Below are 19713 nucleotides of genomic sequence, written 5' to 3' on the forward strand. Positions count from 1 at the left end.
CAATCCTTTGTCTTTTCTTACACCTAAAAGGAGGAAATTTACATGAATTCATCAGTAAAACAGAGCTTACTCATGCATCAAGCCATTCAAGAATTTGAAGAGTGGATAATCCGTAGAGGACTTAGTTCAGAAACTTTGAGAAGGTATTGCATGGACGTCAATCAATTTAGTCAGTGGGTAGCAGCTGTATTCAATGGACCTGTACTCATTGATGAAATTACCACAAAACACCTCGAAGGATTTGTTGAATATCTTTCTACTGAACGGAACTGTCAGCCAAGAAGTGTGAATCGTAAACTCAATGTACTATCCGTATTCTTTCAATGTATGGTGAAGAAAAAACACCTCGTAGAGAATCCCTTAGATGATTTTGAACGCATGAAAGTACTCGACAAAGAACGTATCTTCCTCAGTAAAGAAGAAGTAGAACGTATCATCCAAGCAGTTGACCATCCAGTGATCCACTACTTTATCATGACGATGGCATACACAGGTATTCGAGTAAATGAATGTATTCATCTAACCCTGAAAGACGTGGACTTTGAATCCAACTGTGTACGGGTGATGAATGGAAAGGGAGGAAAGAATCGAGTGGTTCCTATGAATCCACAGCTAAAAGAACAGCTTCAACTTTATCTATCCGAACACCGTCCCAAAACAGAATCCCTCTTCTTCTTTGCCTTGAAGAAGACAGGTTCAGTTAGTTCACAATACATCAACAAAACGTTAAAACTAGCATGTAAGAAAACAGGCATTGAAAAAAACGTGACCAGTCACATCTTACGTCACTCATTTGCTAGTTACTTAGTTCAGAAAGACACGCATGTTGCAGTCATTCAACGATTATTAGGGCATGCAAGTTTAAAAACCACATCCATCTATCTGCACGTTCGACAAGAAGACATGCAAGATGCTATCAACCAAATAGACTTTTGAGGGGGAAAAGCCAAATGACACCATTTAATCCAGCGGTCTATGAGGACCCTAAAATCAAAGAAGTATTGGAAATGCTTGCAGCAGGGAGCGACAAAGAGAAAATTGTAGAGCATTTTGGTCATAAGAATTGGAAGTCCATTGATATGTATTTTAGGAGAAAGGGTTTTCGATGGAACAAGACCACCTTCGACCCTATTCCAGAACTAGCTACCAGTGCTGTAGACGAATCCAGATTTATCCATACAAAAGCTGCTCATGTCGTTCGCCAACTGAGTGTTAAACATGCAGATATCAGACAAATTGCTATCAAGAATGGTTTTCAAAACGTAGGGGAACTAGGCGAATATATGAAGGCGAACGGGTACGTTTGGGATACAGTTCTAAACAACTATGAGTATGATGTAACAACTGTACAGAAAGAAGATACTGCACCCAATCTATCTGTCTTTGATGTGGTAGGAACTGAGAATGATGAGATTCAACAACTTGTGCGGTTCTTGTTGTCAAAGAAACACCGCTTAGTCGAACTATTGGAGACGGAAAACAATGGAACGTTACCGCGCTACACGTTTAAAGGGGGTAAAACGAACAAGACACTTGGCTTGCCTTCATCGGTACAAACGTTACTCCATGATTTCAGTACAGAATTTAATGTGACACAACGAGCCATCATTGAAATTTCTCTAGCGGAGTTTTTCAAAAAGTATGGATATGCAGAGCAATTGAATCAAGTTTTGTTAGAGTAACGGGCGATGGGCTAACCATCCCCGTTTTTTTGCTAGGTAGCACAGGCGATTCCCGTTGTTCCCATCGTTCCGCTCAAAAGCGACCATAGATACTAAGGAATGAGGATTTGAAGAATCACTTGTAAGGAGATAGGGAGTTAACTGTACTGGAAGAGCGTAGTGAGGTTGATTGTTGGTGTATACATGAAAATGGTGTACTGTAGTTGGTTTAGACTTCACTTGTTGATTCGTTTCTATATTTTTATAGGTAAATGGGTTTTAAGGGATTGCGGGATTCGCTGGTCTCTCTTTCATTTTCTATTTTTTTAGTTTCGGGTTTCATCGGTTTTGTCGGGACTTTTATTTTTTTCCTTGTTCAGCTTTCACTCTTCTTTTCCTAAGCTCTTCAAAAACCACTTCTTTTTTCTGTCGTATTTTACTAAGCTCATTTTTTACGGAGGTACAGGAATGTTTGGGCTACTTGGGCTCTTAGAGCTAGATGCTAGTCTGTGATTATTGGTTATTTTTAGGCGGTTAACGCTACTACTGTTGAAGTAACTATGAAGGATAAGGTTGACGCTGAAAACCTTAACTCTCTACACTTCACAATCGACGGTTTGACTGTATCTAACGCTGCAGTAAAACAAACTGACGATAAGACTGTAGTATTGACAACTGCTGTTCAAAAAGGCGGAGAAAAGTACACAGTAACATTGAATGACAAAGCAATCGGTTCATTCACTGGTGTATCTGCTGTTGTTCCTGAAAAAATCAAAATGACTCAAAGCTTCAACCAATCTAAAGTTGGTAAGCAAGTTATCCTTACTGCTGATATCGGCGTAAAAGAAGCTGGCGTTCCAGTAACATTCAACATTGACGCTCCATCTGGTTCATTGAACAAAGATATCATCGTTGAAGTACCGACTAACGCTGAAGGTCTTGCAACTTATTCCTACACTCAATACGCTGCAGGTACTGACGTAGTATCAGTTTACCCAACTGGTGCACCAACTACTCGCGACGTATCTAAAGTATACTGGGGCGTTGAAGACATTCTTGCTGTTACAGAAAGTGCAACAGGAGAAGCTATCAACGGAACTACTCGTACTTATGAAGTAGTACTTCGTGATCCTGTAAACGGTCAGCCATTAGCTAACCAAACAGTAAACGTAGCATTCAAAGAAAACATTGATTCTGCTAACGGAACGAACGCTGTACTAGCTGATCCACGTACTGGTACTGCTGCAGTGACTCCATTCCAGTCTGCAACAAACGAAAGAGCATTCTCTATCGTAACGGATGCAAATGGTAAAGCAGTATTCACATTAACAGGTGCAAACACGAAAGTTACACCAATTGTTTACCTTGACAATGCATCAATCGGACATGGTATTGCTGGTAACGGTAACGGACGTTGGGAAGCTGGCGAACTACAAGCTGTTCTACCGACTGTTGAGTTCAAAGGTGCTCAGTCAGGCTACACATTTGACTTCGGTACTATGACAAGTGCAGAGTATGCAACGGGTCTAACTAACAACCGTGAGTACAAAGTAACTGTGAAAAAAGCAGACGGAACACCATATGCAAACGGTCAAGTACAACTTGGATTTGAAGAAATCCTTGACAACAACCTAAGCACAAACACTTCTGCTGTTTACACAAACAAAGCAGGTACTGCTAACAACGGTCAGCGTATGACTGCTACTGCAGACGATAAAGGTGTGGTAACATTCTATGTTGCTGAGCCGACTGTTGCATCACAAAATGTAAAAGCAACACCTGCAATCTGGATAGATCTTGATGCAGCTGGAAACACGAATGGAGTACGTGAATCTGGTGAGCCACAAGCTCTTGCACCAAGCACTACGTTCCAACAAACATTGGCAGCTAGCTCTGCACTTGCGGTAACTTCACAAGCAACTGAAGGACCACACGTGACAGGCGATACCGTAAATGCACGTTTCCAATTGTTGAACCAATCTAATCAATTGTCTACAACAGCTGGATTTAACCGTGTAACTTACACAATCACAAATACATCTGGCGCAGCAGTAACATTCAGACCGTCATTGACTGACCAAACATCTGGTGCTTCATTTACTAACATGACAACATCATTTGCAAATGCAACGCCAACTGCATTCACTAACAATTCTGCAGTGACAATCAATGCTGGTTCAAGTATCACGATTTCTGGTACAGCACCTGGATTCACAGCAGCTGCTGGAACAACTCCAGACGTATCTACAACGAACCGTGCGTTATTATCATTTGCAGCACCTGATCAAGCGAACTCATTCGACATCAGTGCAACTGGTACAGCAGTACGCGCAACGGCTACTTCAGATGCTCGTAACGTAACAAATGTTAGCCAAGCTGCAAAATCATTGTCAGTAGTACGGGCTACTGTGGCACAGAACGCTACTACGTATGCAGGTAAAATCATTGGCTTTACTACAGATGATGATACTGCAGCAGCCACATTTGGCCGTGTAGTTGTTCAATTGGATAATGGTTCAAACATTGTGGTACCTTACAAAGCTGCAGATACAGTTCGAATCGGAACAGATGGAAACTTTGCTGGAACGTTCACAGCAGCTACATTTGATCAGTTTGAAAATAAACTAGCTATTGATAATCGCCTAAAAGTTGCTTATGTAGCAGCTGGTGCTTCAACATTAGATCTTGCTAACGTGAAGAACATTGGTTCTACTGGCAATGCTAAAGGAAATACAGGTGGTCCAATTTCTAATGGTTTTGCAGGAACAACAGCAGTTCCATATCAAGCTGAAGTAGTTGCCGCTCCTGGAGTGTACTTCAGTAATACAATTTCTGGTTCAGTTGGTACAGGTTCTATTACTGTAACTGATGGTACAGATGCGTTGGCCATTAACATTACTGCTACAACACCTGCAACGATTGCTACTGAAATTACTGACGCATTAGCGGTCTATAATACGAACCCAGGTAACGCTGCTACAACTGTTGATATTACAGCAGTTGCTGAAGGTGGAAAGGTTAAATTGAGTGGAGTTGCCAATACAAATTCAGCTGGTGTTACAGCTTCAAGCATGCCTGAGTTTAACGTCGCTACTGTAGCTAATAAAGTAGCAGCTCCAGCAGTAGCAGCACAGTATGACTTTGATCTTTCTGGCTTAACTTCAATTACAGCTGGCGATAAGTTCACTGTAAATGGTACTACTTATACTGCAGTAACAAGTGGTGGAAGCTCGGCATTGAAAACATTCACAGTTGCTGGGGGAGCAGGAAACCTAAATGCTGATATTGCGGCACTAGCAACAGTTGTAAATAATGTTGATACTACTTTCTCTGCGTCTTCAACTACTACTGTACTTGAATTAACACAACGTGTAGCGGGAACAGGAAATATTCCAGCGAACATTACTAAACAATAACAACAAATGGGTGCCTGTGCATCACACAATTCAGACACTACTCTGATAATATGATAGTCTAGTAACTGATAGAAATATGATCCTGTGGGGAGCAATCTCTGCAGGGTCTTTTTCTATTCCCATCGTTTCTACTCAACTTTCAACCATATATTATCATCCTGAATAGCTAATCTACTGACCTTACTTCCTTCATCGGAGTAAGGTCTATTTTAATTGGAGGAGATGTTACATGATGAAGTATGGAACGAATGTTGAACAGATGGAATGGTCTATGGTAAAGGAAGAAGGTAAACATGTCCCTGCAAAACGAGTGGATATTGTTTCGGTTCGGTTGTTGAAGGAATCAAGTCTGTTGTATAAGGATCGTTCGATCCGAAGTCCGCAAGACGGGTATAACTTGTTTAAGCAATTCTTGGGTGAATTGGATAGGGAGTATTTTGTAATTATATGTTTAAATGTAAAAAATCAACCGACCGCCATTAGCGTCTGTCACATTGGCAATCTAAATTCATGCATTGTAAGCCCGAGAGAAATTATGAAAACAGCAATACTTTCAAATGCTGCATCGATAATTCTGCTTCACAATCATCCTTCCGGCCATCCCAAACCTTCACAGGAAGATATTGATGTAACAAGGCGCTTAAAAGATGCTGGCAGTATTATTGGCATTGATGTGCTCGATCATTTGGTGATTGGCGATGAAAGCTTTGTGTCACTGAAAGAGGAGGGGCATTTGTGAATGAAGGAATGCTGAGCAGAGAGTTAGAATGGTTTGTAAGAACTCTGGCAAGTGAATTTGGTGTGTTCGTTTCTACAAGGGAGGTGGCAGTGGAGGCTGTTGAGTTAGGTGTAGAAGAAGTGGATGAATGTTATCTTCCGCTGGAAGTAGTAAAAAATCTGCCGGAAACATTCTTGTACGAATTGATGATTGTTGATGACGCCGGTTCAAATGAATGGCTAGGGGCAGTGGCATTTCATCCCAATAGTCCAGAATGGTGTTTACAACTTGTACAGAAAAATGGAGAATTACTCTACCGAAAGCCGTTGCGACTAACACTATAATGAAAGGAGTGTTCGAGATGTTTTCACCTGATAAACCGATCTTTGTTACGAGTACTATTGCAGAAGAATTGCCTGCTGAGCACCGACAATTCATTCACCAGTACATTGAGGACAATCATGAATTGATGACAGATAATCTTCAAGTTTTTACATTCTATGAAGAACATGGCCAACAATTTCTTTCTCAGCGACAAGAAAACCTTGAGAGAAACACAACCCTCTTTGTCGCGTTGAAGAATGATCAACCTATTAATTTGACTCTTTATATGCGGAGTCAGGTCGAAAAAGGAACGATTATTATGTATCTCGATGACTAATAAATAGGGATATTAGTAAAAATAATATTTCGAAGAACTCCTTGTACCGACATAAAGTGCTGTTCTGCCGAATTGTAAATTGCTAAATCGAAATTTGCTGTCACATCTGTCAGTAGACTCGCGACATTTCTTAGTAAACGGACACTACGACTCACGACATTACTAATTTATAAATAGCCGAATGGCGAAGGATCGATGTCTCCAAAGGGATTCTGTCAAATTCATCATACTAAAACTCACGCCATTATTATAAAACAGGCGTGAGTACATGAAATTCTGAAAGGATGTGAAAGAAATGTGGGTAAAAGTTCTAGTACCGATTGCGGTAGCAGTTGCGACAGAGATTGTAAGAGAAGTAGCAAAGCAAGCAAAATAAGGGTCATGGATGCGAATCATGCATTCATGGCCTTTTTCTTTTGGAGGGAGATTCATGGATGACTTATTGACGGAGTTTAGAACTTGGTTGCTTGAAGACGGTAAAAGTCCAAGAACGGTAGATTCATATTGCCATGACGTGCAACAGTATCATATTTATTTAGTGGAGAAGGCAGTTGACGATCAGCAGCTGCTTTCTCGTTTCCTCTTTGTTCAATATAAGCAACAAGTTCAGAATCGTAAGCTAGCTATCAGTACGATTAACAAAGCCATCAACAGCTTGAAAGTTTACAACGACTTCCTTCAGATGAAAGGACTCGTAGAAGAGAACTTCATTCAGTTGAAAAGAGACCAAATCCAAATTGCGACCGGCAGTGAACATGTTGTCACGACGTTAACGGAAAATGAAGTGGAAAAATTACTTTTTTACGTAGAAGACAAGATGAAAGTAACGTCTAGGAATAAATTGATACTATACCTTTTACTATATACCGGTGTTCGTGTAACTGAGTTGATTCAGATTAAACTAGCGGACATTGACCGATTGACAGCCACATTAACTGTCAGAGGGAAAGGAAATCGGGTTCGGGAAATCAGTTTACGACAAGATGTGCTTGTGCTTATTACTGAATATCTAAAGGGAGAGAGAAGCGAATCTAAGTTTGCGGATAGCGAGTACCTGCTTGTCAGTCAAAGAAGTGAAAAACTTCATCGGGATTCGGTTAGAAGCTGGTTAGCCATCATTTCTGAGGAAGTAGGATTCAAGCTTCATCCTCACATGTTTAGGCATACATTCTGTACTAGGTTGTTGAATAAAGGAGTGGATATTACGACGGTTAGTAAGTTAGCTGGACATGCCAATGTTAACATGACGATAAAATACTACATTAACATTACGCGTGAACAGAAACAGGACGCAGTGGAAAAACTGTAAGTTCTGTTTTGGGAACAGTCAGCGACAGCACGCGACAACAGAACAGAAAACGTTCAATCGCTTTCCAAACCTGTTTCATGGACAATCGTTCCCGTGGAGAAAATGGAGAGCGATTTTTCATGTGTCAACCACCAAACCGGCAGCGTGAAAAGTAATGACAGAAGAAAAGCAAAGTTCGAGGGGAGGTAATCATTGATGTTTGATCATCAGTATAATCGTTACATGACAAGAACAATTGCAGAGGAAGTTCACACAGAAATAGCAATGATTCTGTGGCAGCTTATTGATAGTAAAAGGAAGCAGGGCATTGAATTGGACTACCTACAAGTATTCGAGTTGGAAGAGAATGACGGCAAGCAGGCAATTGTTCAGCGACAGGAAGTACCGGAAAGAAAGTCCTTTTTGATTGTGTCGCTAAAAGAGGCAAAACCAATAAGTAGAACAGTATGGTGTATAGATTCAGGCGTTGAGAGTGAAGGACAAATGATGTCGTTTCCTAGTGATTACTAATCAGGGGTAGATAATTAATTCATGGACGAGACAGTAAAAAAATAGCACCCTATGGATCGTTGTTAATGCAGACAAATACCATATAAACGTATTTCCTAAGAGGGATGTATTGAGCTATTGCTGCCTATTTCTTGTACCAATTGGAAGTAGGCAGTGATTGTTCTCTTCATTTAAATTGCCAACACCTATTTTTTTGTCTTTCATTTCTTCTATACATATATAAACATTAAAATAAATGGTCCGCATCGGCGTTGACGTCGGCGTAGAAGTAGCATAAATGAAAAAGGAGATGATGAAATGACGTATGGTGGATTTGGTAGAAAAAGAAGAATTATGGATGTAGAGTTTAATCCCGATCTGAGCAGGAGAACACGAGTTCATTCCGCTACGGGATGGCATAATGAATCAACCTATGAAGATATAGAACTGGAAATGAGTTTTGAAGAGATTGAAGAGGAAGAAGACGAGGAAAATGAAGTGGAAGAAGTAGTGGAACAAATACAAGCCACTCAATCTGTTAAATTTCCAGCTGAACTTACCATCGATGGCAAGTTGTTTGTCCCCAAGAAACAGCCAAAGAAACAACCCTTCTCAGAAACACATGTAAAGTTGACGACATATTTAGAAGTGAATCTAAATCAAATCATTCGTATGATGCAAGCGAACGGTCAAATTGATAGCATTACACACTTTGTTAATCAAGCGATTAAAGAGTACCTCATGACGAACTACAATGACAATTAATATAAATTTATATTAAAAAGAATTGATACAGATTTGAACAACTGCTTTTTCAATAATGCACAAAAAGTGGACCTATCTCTCATTTAGAGGGATAGGTCAAAAAAATAAAACTTTTTTCAACACAAAAATGTTGCTAGAAAAAGAAGAAGAATAAGCTAATAGGGTGTCGCCTTCAAAAAGTCCATCCGGACAGAATTCACCAAGATTTCTCGAGATGGCTTTCATATTTCCTTGGAGAGAATCTGAAAATTAAGCTTCATTTCATTAATACAATATGTTAAAAGTGAACATAAAAAAGAAAGGCATTCCAAAGAAGCCTTTCTTGAAAGGTTAGAAAAATTTGAGCGAGTTGATAGTGGGCTAAGCTGCTTTCTTATATGTATGATAGAGACCATTCAGTACAGGCATCGCTTCAAGTTTTGTCTCTTCCGCTGAAGTCTGGAGATACGTTGGTGAAGTAATTGGCGTCTTGCCGTCGATGCCTTGATGTGTCCGATCATTGTTATAATAGCTGATGTATTCTCGTAACAGCGAATATAAATGCCGCTCATTCAGTGGGATGATGTGGTCCAACAGTTCTCTCTTCACTGTTCCAATGACTCTTTCTGCGTAAGGATTTTGCCATGGCGAGCGATAAGCCGTCTTCTTCGAAGCGATTTCCGATGATCGTAAAAACGCTTGAAATGCTTTAGAACAGAAAATTGGATCGTTGTCATGCAATAAATACTTGGGTACTTTACCATAAGGTGTTGCGTTGCGGAATTGCTGGATGGTCCATTCAGCAGTCGGGTTTGTAGTGACAGCGAAGTAAACGATTTCCCGGCTCTGATGGTGGATGACGACTAAGCCGTACAACACTCGGAACTTTAATGTAGGAATGGTAAAGAAATCGGTCGCCCACAGATCGTGGTGATGATTACTCAGGAACATCTTCCAAGACTGTACCTGTTTTTGCGAAGGAGGCTTCCTGGTAGTAGGCAGGTATTTGGCGATTGTATTGGGTGCAGGCGACTTTTCAATCCCTAAAGCTAGCAACCTTTCATGAACTTCCTCCGGTGACAACAAGGGGTTTTCCTTATGTATGCGTTTTATCAATTGGATGGTAGCTGGCGATATGTTTGGCCGGCCTGTTTTCTTAGAAATCCGTCGCCAATGGAACTTAAAAGCTGTCCGATGCCATCGGATAACGGTATCGGGCTGGACTATCGTCAATACCTCTTTCCAGTGTCCTAAATATTTCGAAAGAAACACCCATAGATGTCGAAATGCCGGTGTTGGCGTAGGCTTAGGAAGCTTCTCTTTCTCGTATCGTTGTACATATAATGCAAGTTGACTCCTAAGAGCAATATTTTCCATTCTGACGGACTGTGTCGATTGGGAGTAGAGCCGTAGGAAGCGACCCAGATAGAGTAGCCATTCCATGCAGTAGTTACGTAGTTTATTAATGTTCATGACGATTCCTCCTTGCTTGTTGCTTTTGTATACCATTGTAGCCTATTATCATAATCTACGGAATATTTGGAAGAGAAGCCTTGCCTCTATATATTACAGTCATTCGACAAAACATAGCTTTTAAATCTGTTGGTTTTAGCTCATCAGCCACCTTATTCTAGTAGATTGAAGAAAAGAAAAGGTGATCTAGTGTATTATGAAGCCGTATATTCAGTTCTGAAAGAGAAAGGGTTTGAGACCATAAATGAAGTACATGATTATATAGGTCAATTTCTGGTCATACCATCGGATTGCTTATATATAATTGAAAATCATTTCTACAAGATTGTCGCCATCGATATTTATCGAATGGAAGTCAGACTGTTAAAGACAGACGAAAAGGGAACACTGTTATATGACGATTATGATAAAACCATCAAACACAAGTTGCGAATAGAGAAGTTTGAGAAGATTGCGGAGAAATTGGAATATTAGTATTTGAAAAAGGATTGAATGAATGTTCGAAGGCTGAAGAGCCTCTGTTGTATTGGCTAAATCCTTGTTGCGATATTGCTTTTAAGAAGCTCATATTTCACTATACTTAGCATGGTTTTTGAAGAGGTTTTGAAAAACGGATAGGAATTTTTCTACATATAGTTATACAAACATCAAAATACTAATTATGAATAACCCTGCTTCCATCTACGGAGGCAGGGTTATTTCGTGGATACTCCGCAAGCTATGCTGGCGGTTAGCCGGTATATACATCGGAACCCGATCGAAACAAAAATACCCATGGGAAAGCATTTGTCTAATTATTCTTTTAGTACGTTCCCATATTACTACTCCTCTGATAAAATGACTGAACCTTACATAGACATAGAACAACTTCCACGCTATTTGCCACCACCGTTTGAGAAAACTATAGAAGCTTATGTTGATTATTGTTTAATGAAAGTTGAAGAGATATTGAGTATTGAGCGGTATATTTCTTGAATTGTTTCCCGATTATGTCATTCTAGTACTGAATTACAAATTAGGTGACGTCGGAATTCGTCTCGACAATAGTCTAAAGAATCGCTACTGTTTGCGACACAACTCCACCATTATTCAGACAGTTAGATGAGATAGTTTCTTGACTGAGAAATCAATAGAGGGACTATTTTTATTGCAAAATAAAACCTTGAATTGCAATATTAAATTAGCTACTTTGATAAAATCCAGTGTATGTATGAAGGGGAATGTAATCCCTCAATTAACGGGTTAGTTTTGTAAATACTATGCTAACCTAGCCAACTCTTCTTCAAACAAAATGGATGGCTATCGATAGTTCAAAATCTTCCTGGGCAACTGATTCAGTGTTTGATAAATACGTTGAATAGACTCTGTAGAGTAATCAGATACGCTTTTCCTTTGAATATATCGTCTGAGAAGACCGGTGTGTCGCTCATTGGATCCTCTTTCATACGGAGCATAAGGACGAGCGAAATAGACATCCGTGATACCTTGTAGCTCTTTTGTGTAGTGCAAGATAGAAGTGGTTCTTACGCGAACTTGGTGACATGACAATCAGAAAGCTAGATTGGTATAATAAAGAGAAAGAGGTGTTGAAGATGAACCTTTTAAGCTGGACGCCTCCCGACACTTTTATGGAATTGCTTCATGTGGAAGCAGCCTCTGAAATAACCAGACTGATTGTTGAAAGTACCCGATCCTCTTCCTGCTGCCCCACTTGTTCTCGATCCAGTAACCAATCTCATAGCCGATATACACGCAAGGTTCAAGATGAACCTTACAATGGCCGTCCTGCGGAATTGCTGATCCTCTCACGGAAATGGTTTTGTGAATATGAGGATTGCCCGGTGAAAATTTTTACCGAAAGGTTTGATGGTCTGTCGCCTAATCGGCGCCGTACTCAGCGTGCGGAGGATATCCTTCGTAAAATTGCCTTCTCCACGAGCTGCCTCACGGCCGAGAAGATCGCTCATGCCATCCATATGCCAATCAGCCACGACGCACTATTGGCTTTAATTTACCGGACAGACATCATATCTGAGGTGTCTCCCTTTCCTGGGAATTGACGATTTTGCATTTCGAAAAGGACATACGTATGGAACGATGATCTGCGATCATCAGCAAGGAATTCCGCTGGCTTTGTTACCCGATCGCCGTCCCGAAACCGTCGCCAGATGGCTGAAGCGTTTTCCATCGGTGCAAGTGGTAAGCAGAGATGGTTTCACTGCCTTCCGGCAGGCGATTTCCAGAGCGAACCCTGCCATTAACCAAGTGTATGACCGATGGCACTTGATTCGAAATGCCAAAAAACAAGTCGATACACATTTGGCGTCTCATATGCCTGCTTCGATTAACTGGAGTGAAGCAGCGGAAGGAATGCCGATCCCTTTGACAGCTTCTGAAAAAGCTGCGATTGCACGGCAGTCACAAAAATGGTCTCTAATCCTAGAGATTCAAGCGGAACATAAAAGCGGAAAAAATCTCTCCGAACTCTCCAGAGAATTCCAATTGGATTGGAGAACCATCCAAAAATATGTCAATTTACAGTCTCCGCCAATCGATCGTAGAATCCGTGCGAAACCTATTGACGCCTACGCTGAGGAGGTTATTCAATTAGAACAGGCGGGCCATACAGTCAAATCCATCTATCAGCTCGTTCAAGGACAAGGTTATGAAGGAACCTATTCGGCAGTGCGCTCACTGGTTCAATCAGAAAGGAAAAAGCGAAAATATAACGTTCCAAAAAAGATATCGGTATCACGGCGAAAACTTGCCGCTATTATCTGGAAGCCGAGAGATGAACATAATGAGGAAGAACAAGTACTGCTTAAACAATGTCTATCTCTTTACCCTTCGGCAAAAGAGTTTGTTGAATCAGTACAAGTGCTTCGCCTATCCTTCTCTAAGCCAAATGAGGACCAGTTTTTACAATGGATGAATGCCCAGCTCTTGGACCGAACCTCTCCCTTTCATCATTATGCACGCCGTCTTCGAAGCGATTTGCAGGCTATCCGGAATTCTTTCATACAACCGTATAGTAATGGCCGGCTGGAAGGGCAGATTAATCGTCTCAAAACCATCAAACGGGTTACTTATGGTCGTGCAAGTTTGAAATTGCTGGAGAAGCGTGTACTTTACCGCACTCAATGATATTTCAGAAAAATAATTAAAATACATAACAATGAGGTGCATTCTCATTCACCAAGTTCGCGTAAGAACCATAGAAGTACAGAGTTTTGAAAGGAATAAGTACATAACGTTGCAATTGTAAAATAATAATAAAAGGCTTGCCAGCCTTCCAAAATTTCTCTACTGTATTGGTGTCGAATCAAATCAGTGGAGGTTGAGAGGAATGCTGGCAATGCCTGAAATCAATTGTATCAAATTAATGAGGAATCAGAAATCATTATCTATAAATCACATAGCAAAAACGTTACATCTTAATTGGAGAACTGTTAAAAAGTATGCGGATGAAGACCAACTGCCTCAAGAGAAAGTGTTGAAAAGATCCGGTATGATGTACGAAGAAAAATGGGGAGAAATTGTTAGTGATTGGCTTTGGGAAGATCAAAAGCTAAAGAGAAAGAAACGGAGAACAAACCAAGGGATCTTTACTGGGCTACAAGCTCTAGGATTCAAAGGTTCCTATCGGACCGTATCGTACTTTATTAAAGAGTGGCGAGAAAGTAGAGAGGATATTGAAGATGAAACTACAGATAAAAACTATGAGCGTCTTATACATCCGCCTGCAGAAGCGCAGTTAGATTTCGGGTTAATGGAAGCTGTACAAGATGGTAAGTATCGTGATATTCACTGTTTAATTATGACCCTACCGTTCAGTAATGATGCCTATTCAATTCCGTTGCCATCAGAAAATCAAGAATGTCTTCTCTATGGACTCAAGAAAATATTTCAGCAGCTAGGTGGCGTACCAAGAAAAATCCGAATCGACAACATGGTAACCGCTGTCACTAAACCAAGAAATAAACACGAAGAAACTGTGTTTGCAAATGAATTCTTACAGTTTGCGAATCATTACGGATTCGAACCTCAAGCCTGTAATCCGTATTCAGGACACGAGAAAGGAAATGTAGAAAATAAAGTTGGCTATGTTCGATATAACTTCATCACGCCCGCACCAGTTATAGAGAACTTGGAACATCTGACGAACTTATTGCAGCAAAAGCATACAAAAGATCGAGAACGAATTCATTATGAGAAGAAAATCTCGATACAAAAACTTTTGGAGGAAGAATTTGAATACTTATTGGCTCTACCAGATGAAGAATTCCCCGTGTTTAAAGAGAATAAGGTTCAGTCTAATAAGTATGGTGAAATCACTTTAGATAAAGTGAGAGTCTATATTCCAAGAGGAAATAACTATCCATCCTTATCTATTGTGAAATATTGGAACCGATTCAAAGTACTATCTCCTCACGGAGAGATTCTATATGAAGACAACCGTCCTTATATGCATAAGAATCGCGAGATTCCCTGGCAATCAATCTTAAAATCTTGGTTAAGTAAACCGCGTGCAGTAAGCTATTCACGGTTCTCTCCGTATCTTCCAGGTCGTATTTATGAATACATCAATATCTCAAATCTGACGATTCGTAAAGAACGTTTACATTGGTTAATAGCGCTATTAGTAACTCATAATATGAACCAAATCAATGATGAATTCTACGACCTCTTGAGTAGCCAATCCGAAGGCTTAAAAGAACCTGAAGAGCATCCTTATGATGTTAATTGGAGTATGTATGATCAGTTACAAAGTACGTCACAGATTGAAGGTGAAACTCCATGACTTCTAATCTGAAAAGTATTTGTAAAACATTACGCTTGGCTTATGTGAATGAGATTTACGAAGATATCCCTTTCGAGAATCCTACTCAATTTTTAGATGAGTTGTTTCAAAAGGAACTTCAATTCCGAGAGGAAGCAAAATCAGAACGTTTAATAAAGAAAGCTAAATTTACTCAGAAGAAGTCACTTTCTTCATTTCAATGGAATGAACAAATTCATTTTCCAGCACACATTGATAGTGAGGAACTATGTAAGATAGACTTTATCGGTCGTAGAGAGAACTTGATATTAACTGGAGCACCAGGTACAGGGAAAACACATCTCGCAACTGGCATAGGTTATGAGGCCTGTAAGCGTGGATTAGAAGTACGCTTTTACAGAGTTTCTGATCTCGCTGAATCATTGGAAAAAGCATGGCGCGACGGCAAATTAGCGCAGTTTAGAGGTCGATTCAAAAGTGTGGATTTAATTATTTTAGATGAGATGGGATACGTACCCTTCAACAAGGAAGGAGCTGAGCTCCTTTTCCAACTTATTTCAGATTGGTACGAACAGAAAAGCTTGATTATCACGTCAAACCTGGAGTTTAGTCAATGGAATCGTGTATTTAGTGATTCTAGACTAACTGCCGCATTAGTAGATCGTGTGATCCATCACGCTCACATTTTGAATTTTACTGGAGATAGTTTTAGAGTTACAAACGCTTTATCGCGACAAAGATAAAAACTAAATTGAAGGCTGGCAGGCTTGTGTATTTTTCATTGCAAACTTATGCACTTTCTTGGTTCTTACGCGAACTTGGTGAATGAGAATGCACCTCATTGTTATGTATTTTAATTATTTTTCTGAAATATCATTGAGTGCGGTAAAGTACACGCTTCTCCAGCAATTTCAAACTTGCACGACCATAAGTAACCCGTTTGATGGTTTTGAGACGATTAATCTGCCCTTCCAGCCGGCCATTACTATACGGTTGTATGAAAGAATTCCGGATAGCCTGCAAATCGCTTCGAAGACGGCGTGCATAATGATGAAAGGGAGAGGTTCGGTCCAAGAGCTGGGCATTCATCCATTGTAAAAACTGGTCCTCATTTGGCTTAGAGAAGGATAGGCGAAGCACTTGTACTGATTCAACAAACTCTTTTGCCGAAGGGTAAAGAGATAGACATTGTTTAAGCAGTACTTGTTCTTCCTCATTATGTTCATCTCTCGGCTTCCAGATAATAGCGGCAAGTTTTCGCCGTGATACCGATATCTTTTTTGGAACGTTATATTTTCGCTTTTTCCTTTCTGATTGAACCAGTGAGCGCACTGCCGAATAGGTTCCTTCATAACCTTGTCCTTGAACGAGCTGATAGATGGATTTGACTGTATGGCCCGCCTGTTCTAATTGAATAACCTCCTCAGCGTAGGCGTCAATAGGTTTCGCACGGATTCTACGATCGATTGGCGGAGACTGTAAATTGACATATTTTTGGATGGTTCTCCAATCCAATTGGAATTCTCTGGAGAGTTCGGAGAGATTTTTTCCGCTTTTATGTTCCGCTTGAATCTCTAGGATTAGAGACCATTTTTGTGACTGCCGTGCAATCGCAGCTTTTTCAGAAGCTGTCAAAGGGATCGGCATTCCTTCCGCTGCTTCACTCCAGTTAATCGAAGCAGGCATATGAGACGCCAAATGTGTATCGACTTGTTTTTTGGCATTTCGAATCAAGTGCCATCGGTCATACACTTGGTTAATGGCAGGGTTCGCTCTGGAAATCGCCTGCCGGAAGGCAGTGAAACCATCTCTGCTTACCACTTGCACCGATGGAAAACGCTTCAGCCATCTGGCGACGGTTTCGGGACGGCGATCGGGTAACAAAGCCAGCGGAATTCCTTGCTGATGATCGCAGATCATCGTTCCATACGTATGTCCTTTTCGAAATGCAAAATCGTCAATTCCCAGGAAAGGGAGACACCTCAGATATGATGTCTGTCCGGTAAATTAAAGCCAATAGTGCGTCGTGGCTGATTGGCATATGGATGGCATGAGCGATCTTCTCGGCCGTGAGGCAGCTCGTGGAGAAGGCAATTTTACGAAGGATATCCTCCGCACGCTGAGTACGGCGCCGATTAGGCGACAGACCATCAAACCTTTCGGTAAAAATTTTCACCGGGCAATCCTCATATTCACAAAACCATTTCCGTGAGAGGATCAGCAATTCCGCAGGACGGCCATTGTAAGGTTCATCTTGAACCTTGCGTGTATATCGGCTATGAGATTGGTTACTGGATCGAGAACAAGTGGGGCAGCAGGAAGAGGATCGGGTACTTTCAACAATCAGTCTGGTTATTTCAGAGGCTGCTTCCACATGAAGCAATTCCATAAAAGTGTCGGGAGGCGTCCAGCTTAAAAGGTTCATCTTCAACACCTCTTTCTCTTTATTATACCAATCTAGCTTTCTGATTGTCATGTCACCAAGTTCGCGTAAGAACCACTTTCTTCTTGCAAAACACATCTTTTGTCATATTGGAAAACTCGTTGCCATTATCCGACGTAATCGTTTTGAATACTTGAGGAAACCGCTCACCGAAATCCTATCGTAACTGGTTCATCGCAAAGCCGGCCGAATCATGATCTTAATCATCTAGTAGAATCACATAATAGATTCTCGTTCAACAAGCGTCAATAATGCGGTGTCATAAGATTTCTGTCCTTCTACCGTATCAATTTCGTAATGACCGAATTCTTGGTGTCTTCAATTTCAACGGGTCGTTCAGCAATACCCATGCCCAAAACACAGCGATTTCTTCGGATGCATTTAGCCTTGGTGTTCCTTCTCAGTTTCATCGGCAAGTCTATATTTCGAACGCGCAATACATCTAAATCGATAAATTCATTCGCGATAAGTAGTTTGCTTTTCGCACCGCACTGAAGTCGATTTCGTTCATATATCGCCTGTTCTGTTTCAGCGAAATAGGTTGTATAGGGCGTGCGACCCGTCTTAAGCTGGGGCGTGGTTCCACGCTTCAGTTCATTAAGCAATCGTTTGATTAACGCGTCCTAAGCGTCCACCAATCTCTCGGTTGGTATTTCCATCCTTGTAAAGTGCCCCGATTTGACCGCGCTCAAAAGCCGACAGGTGTTTATTTTTACGGTTTTGTATGGTACTCTCAAGTTGTGCCACTATAAAACTTCCTCTCATTGTTAGTCTCGCAACTTCAATGATACACGAATTTTATAGTGGCATTTTTTATTTGAATTTAGGTGGCTAACTTGATTGTACAATTGGCCAAGATATAAAGTAGCTTATTCATATGGGGATTTGTGTATACTTTCTATTGATTATTGATATAATTGTATAGTGCTATATATGAAATTTATAGGAGGAAAGTTTGCATGACAATTCGATCTAAACGAAATCACGTATTAATCGTGCTTATGGCAATAATCGTTCTGATGACTGCGCCGATCACTACAAGCGCGAAAGGGTTTTCTGATACAGAAAATAGTTCACATGAAAAAGCAATAATAGAACTTGTTGAACAAGGAGTCATTTCGGGGTATGCGGATGGAACGTTTAAACCTAACAAGACATTGTCACGTTCTGACGTTGTAAAAATGATGGGGAAATGGCTAGTATCTCTTGGATATGATATTCCAGCAGACTATCAGACAAAACCGCGTTTTACTGATAATAAGTCAATACAAAATGAAGAATTACTGAAATACTCAGCCTTAGTAAAGGATCAAGGAGTTTTCAACGGTCAAGCTGATGGTACACTTAACCCGACTGGTGAAATTACTCGTGAGAATATGGCAATTGTGCTTGTTCGCGCTTATAATGCCATTCACAAAACAGATCTTGTAGGATTTGTTGCGAAGCAAACATTTAAAAAGGATGTACAAGATTTAAAATCAGCCAAAGCGGAAGCTCGCCCATTTGTTGATGTACTCGACTTTTTCGATATTACCAATCCGGTTGCAGTTGCGTTTAATCCCAAGAATACGACTACACGGGGTCAATTTGCATCCTTCTTATTTAAAACAGCATCTGTTTCCGTCCCCACTGAAGACAACAAGCCGCAGCAACCAACTGACAAATCGCCAGTTTGGAAATATGATGGTGAGAAGCAATTGAGTCTTAAAAATGGAGAGAAGTTTACACTTCCGGCTGTTCAAGCGGTAGACTATTCAGGTAAAATAATCGTGCTTCAAACTGTCATTACCGATAATTCTGGGGTAGTTATTAATGATATTAATACATCTACTAGTGGCACTTATACGATAACGTACAGTGCGATAGATGGAGCGGGAAATAAGGCGCAAGATTTGAAAATCACCGTGATTATTGAGAAACCTTCTTCTGTTGAAGAAGATGATTTTGTTATAGATTCGATTGAATAAAAGATGATGCCAGGCTTTAAAGAAGGTACCAGGTACACAAACAATTATAAAT

20 protein-coding genes are annotated in these 19713 nt (G+C 40.5%); 15 read left to right on the plus strand and 5 right to left on the minus strand.

Features of this window, described 5'->3' with window-relative positions:
* Window positions 1–42: 42 nt before the first annotated feature.
* The 9 genes from SporoP32a_RS12540 to SporoP32a_RS12580 all read left to right on the plus strand — a co-directional run bounded on the left by SporoP32a_RS12540 (window position 43) and on the right by SporoP32a_RS12580 (window position 9019).
* Window positions 43–936, plus strand: a complete 894-nt coding sequence (locus SporoP32a_RS12540; protein WP_085428199.1) for a tyrosine-type recombinase/integrase — start codon at window positions 43–45, stop codon at window positions 934–936.
* 14 nt (window positions 937–950) lie between these two features.
* Complete coding sequence (locus tag SporoP32a_RS12545) at window positions 951–1682, plus strand: hypothetical protein (protein ID WP_085428200.1); 732 nt, start codon at window positions 951–953, stop codon at window positions 1680–1682.
* A gap of 539 nt (window positions 1683–2221) precedes the next feature.
* The gene (locus tag SporoP32a_RS12550) at window positions 2222–5077 is read left to right on the plus strand and encodes a beta strand repeat-containing protein (protein WP_085428201.1); all 2856 of its coding nucleotides are present in this window, start codon (window positions 2222–2224) and stop codon (window positions 5075–5077) included.
* A 232-nt stretch (window positions 5078–5309) separates the two neighbouring features.
* Window positions 5310–5816 carry a RadC family protein gene (gene radC / locus SporoP32a_RS12555; protein ID WP_232319647.1) on the plus strand — a complete coding sequence of 169 codons (507 nt, stop codon included), beginning with the start codon at window positions 5310–5312 and terminating at the stop codon, window positions 5814–5816.
* The gene (locus tag SporoP32a_RS12560; protein ID WP_085428203.1) at window positions 5813–6139 is read left to right on the plus strand and encodes a hypothetical protein; all 327 of its coding nucleotides are present in this window, start codon (window positions 5813–5815) and stop codon (window positions 6137–6139) included. Before radC ends, SporoP32a_RS12560 begins: the two co-directional genes overlap by 4 nt.
* 17 nt (window positions 6140–6156) lie before the next feature.
* Complete coding sequence (locus SporoP32a_RS12565; protein WP_198166165.1) at window positions 6157–6456, plus strand: DUF960 domain-containing protein; 300 nt, start codon at window positions 6157–6159, stop codon at window positions 6454–6456.
* A 430-nt stretch (window positions 6457–6886) separates the two neighbouring features.
* The gene (locus tag SporoP32a_RS12570; protein WP_085428205.1) at window positions 6887–7765 is read left to right on the plus strand and encodes a tyrosine-type recombinase/integrase; all 879 of its coding nucleotides are present in this window, start codon (window positions 6887–6889) and stop codon (window positions 7763–7765) included.
* A 195-nt stretch (window positions 7766–7960) separates the two neighbouring features.
* Window positions 7961–8275 (plus strand): DUF960 family protein, encoded by a 315-nt coding sequence (locus SporoP32a_RS12575; RefSeq protein ID WP_085428206.1) that lies wholly within the window; start codon window positions 7961–7963, stop codon window positions 8273–8275.
* Between the two features lie 297 nt (window positions 8276–8572).
* Window positions 8573–9019: a hypothetical protein gene (locus SporoP32a_RS12580; RefSeq protein WP_085428207.1), complete on the plus strand. Its 447-nt coding sequence runs from the start codon at window positions 8573–8575 to the stop codon at window positions 9017–9019.
* A 360-nt stretch (window positions 9020–9379) separates the two neighbouring features.
* Here the strand turns inward: SporoP32a_RS12580 and SporoP32a_RS17235 are convergent, their stop codons facing one another.
* Window positions 9380–9949: an integrase core domain-containing protein gene (locus SporoP32a_RS17235; protein ID WP_232319528.1), complete on the minus strand. Its 570-nt coding sequence runs from the start codon at window positions 9947–9949 to the stop codon at window positions 9380–9382.
* Between the two features lie 687 nt (window positions 9950–10636).
* Here SporoP32a_RS17235 and SporoP32a_RS12590 point away from each other — a divergent pair.
* From SporoP32a_RS12590 to istB, 5 genes are all read left to right on the plus strand, one after another.
* Window positions 10637–10945, plus strand: coding sequence for a hypothetical protein (locus SporoP32a_RS12590; protein ID WP_157129977.1), 309 nt, complete (start codon window positions 10637–10639; stop codon window positions 10943–10945).
* A gap of 1067 nt (window positions 10946–12012) precedes the next feature.
* Entirely contained in the window at window positions 12013–12531 is a 519-nt protein-coding gene (locus SporoP32a_RS12595) for a transposase family protein (protein WP_232319511.1), read from the plus strand.
* Window positions 12532–12568: 37 nt separating this feature from the next.
* Window positions 12569–13615, plus strand: a complete 1047-nt coding sequence (locus SporoP32a_RS12600; protein WP_085428210.1) for a transposase — start codon at window positions 12569–12571, stop codon at window positions 13613–13615.
* 202 nt (window positions 13616–13817) lie between these two features.
* Entirely contained in the window at window positions 13818–15272 is a 1455-nt protein-coding gene (gene istA, locus SporoP32a_RS12605) for an IS21 family transposase (protein WP_085428211.1), read from the plus strand.
* Window positions 15269–15994, plus strand: coding sequence for an IS21-like element helper ATPase IstB (istB, locus tag SporoP32a_RS12610; RefSeq protein ID WP_085428212.1), 726 nt, complete (start codon window positions 15269–15271; stop codon window positions 15992–15994). Before istA ends, istB begins: the two co-directional genes overlap by 4 nt.
* 130 nt (window positions 15995–16124) lie before the next feature.
* On the opposite strand, the gene SporoP32a_RS12615 is transcribed toward istB, so the two are convergent.
* The 4 genes from SporoP32a_RS12615 to SporoP32a_RS12630 all read right to left on the minus strand — a co-directional run bounded on the left by SporoP32a_RS12615 (window position 16125) and on the right by SporoP32a_RS12630 (window position 18459).
* On the minus strand, window positions 16125–17171 hold the full coding sequence (locus tag SporoP32a_RS12615; RefSeq protein ID WP_085428210.1) for a transposase: 1047 nt from the start codon (window positions 17169–17171) through the stop codon (window positions 16125–16127).
* A 37-nt stretch (window positions 17172–17208) separates the two neighbouring features.
* Window positions 17209–17727, minus strand: a complete 519-nt coding sequence (locus SporoP32a_RS12620) for a transposase family protein (protein WP_232319511.1) — start codon at window positions 17725–17727, stop codon at window positions 17209–17211.
* A 245-nt stretch (window positions 17728–17972) separates the two neighbouring features.
* Complete coding sequence (locus SporoP32a_RS12625) at window positions 17973–18299, minus strand: hypothetical protein (RefSeq protein WP_085428213.1); 327 nt, start codon at window positions 18297–18299, stop codon at window positions 17973–17975.
* Window positions 18292–18459, minus strand: coding sequence for a helix-turn-helix domain-containing protein (locus SporoP32a_RS12630; RefSeq protein ID WP_085428214.1), 168 nt, complete (start codon window positions 18457–18459; stop codon window positions 18292–18294). The genes SporoP32a_RS12625 and SporoP32a_RS12630 overlap by 8 nt, the downstream gene beginning before the upstream one ends.
* Before the next feature lie 194 nt (window positions 18460–18653).
* On the opposite strand from SporoP32a_RS12630, the gene SporoP32a_RS17075 reads away from it, so the two are divergent.
* Window positions 18654–19661: an S-layer homology domain-containing protein gene (locus SporoP32a_RS17075; RefSeq protein ID WP_085428215.1), complete on the plus strand. Its 1008-nt coding sequence runs from the start codon at window positions 18654–18656 to the stop codon at window positions 19659–19661.
* Window positions 19662–19713: the final 52 nt, after the last annotated feature.

This window comes from Sporosarcina ureae (assembly GCF_002109325.1).
Taxonomy (GTDB): Bacteria; Bacillota; Bacilli; order Bacillales_A; family Planococcaceae; genus Sporosarcina; species Sporosarcina ureae_C.

What these genes read in the sequence shown, in the direction of transcription:
- SporoP32a_RS12540 (WP_085428199.1), top strand. Translation starts at nt 43, where the DNA reads ATGAATTCATCAGTAAAACAGAGCTTACTCATGCATCAAGCCATTCAA.
- SporoP32a_RS17075 (WP_085428215.1), top strand. Translation starts at nt 18,654, where the DNA reads ATGACAATTCGATCTAAACGAAATCACGTATTAATCGTGCTTATGGCA.
- SporoP32a_RS12565 (WP_198166165.1), top strand. Translation starts at nt 6,157, where the DNA reads ATGTTTTCACCTGATAAACCGATCTTTGTTACGAGTACTATTGCAGAA.
- radC (WP_232319647.1), top strand. Translation starts at nt 5,310, where the DNA reads ATGAAGTATGGAACGAATGTTGAACAGATGGAATGGTCTATGGTAAAG.
- SporoP32a_RS12630 (WP_085428214.1), bottom strand. Translation starts at nt 18,459, where the DNA reads ATGAGAGGAAGTTTTATAGTGGCACAACTTGAGAGTACCATACAAAAC.
- SporoP32a_RS12580 (WP_085428207.1), top strand. Translation starts at nt 8,573, where the DNA reads ATGACGTATGGTGGATTTGGTAGAAAAAGAAGAATTATGGATGTAGAG.
- SporoP32a_RS17235 (WP_232319528.1), bottom strand. Translation starts at nt 9,949, where the DNA reads ATGTTCCTGAGTAATCATCACCACGATCTGTGGGCGACCGATTTCTTT.
- SporoP32a_RS12570 (WP_085428205.1), top strand. Translation starts at nt 6,887, where the DNA reads ATGGATGACTTATTGACGGAGTTTAGAACTTGGTTGCTTGAAGACGGT.
- SporoP32a_RS12620 (WP_232319511.1), bottom strand. Translation starts at nt 17,727, where the DNA reads ATGACAATCAGAAAGCTAGATTGGTATAATAAAGAGAAAGAGGTGTTG.
- SporoP32a_RS12600 (WP_085428210.1), top strand. Translation starts at nt 12,569, where the DNA reads ATGATCTGCGATCATCAGCAAGGAATTCCGCTGGCTTTGTTACCCGAT.
- SporoP32a_RS12575 (WP_085428206.1), top strand. Translation starts at nt 7,961, where the DNA reads ATGTTTGATCATCAGTATAATCGTTACATGACAAGAACAATTGCAGAG.
- SporoP32a_RS12615 (WP_085428210.1), bottom strand. Translation starts at nt 17,171, where the DNA reads ATGATCTGCGATCATCAGCAAGGAATTCCGCTGGCTTTGTTACCCGAT.
- SporoP32a_RS12550 (WP_085428201.1), top strand. Translation starts at nt 2,222, where the DNA reads ATGAAGGATAAGGTTGACGCTGAAAACCTTAACTCTCTACACTTCACA.
- SporoP32a_RS12545 (WP_085428200.1), top strand. Translation starts at nt 951, where the DNA reads ATGACACCATTTAATCCAGCGGTCTATGAGGACCCTAAAATCAAAGAA.
- istA (WP_085428211.1), top strand. Translation starts at nt 13,818, where the DNA reads ATGCTGGCAATGCCTGAAATCAATTGTATCAAATTAATGAGGAATCAG.
- istB (WP_085428212.1), top strand. Translation starts at nt 15,269, where the DNA reads ATGACTTCTAATCTGAAAAGTATTTGTAAAACATTACGCTTGGCTTAT.
- SporoP32a_RS12595 (WP_232319511.1), top strand. Translation starts at nt 12,013, where the DNA reads ATGACAATCAGAAAGCTAGATTGGTATAATAAAGAGAAAGAGGTGTTG.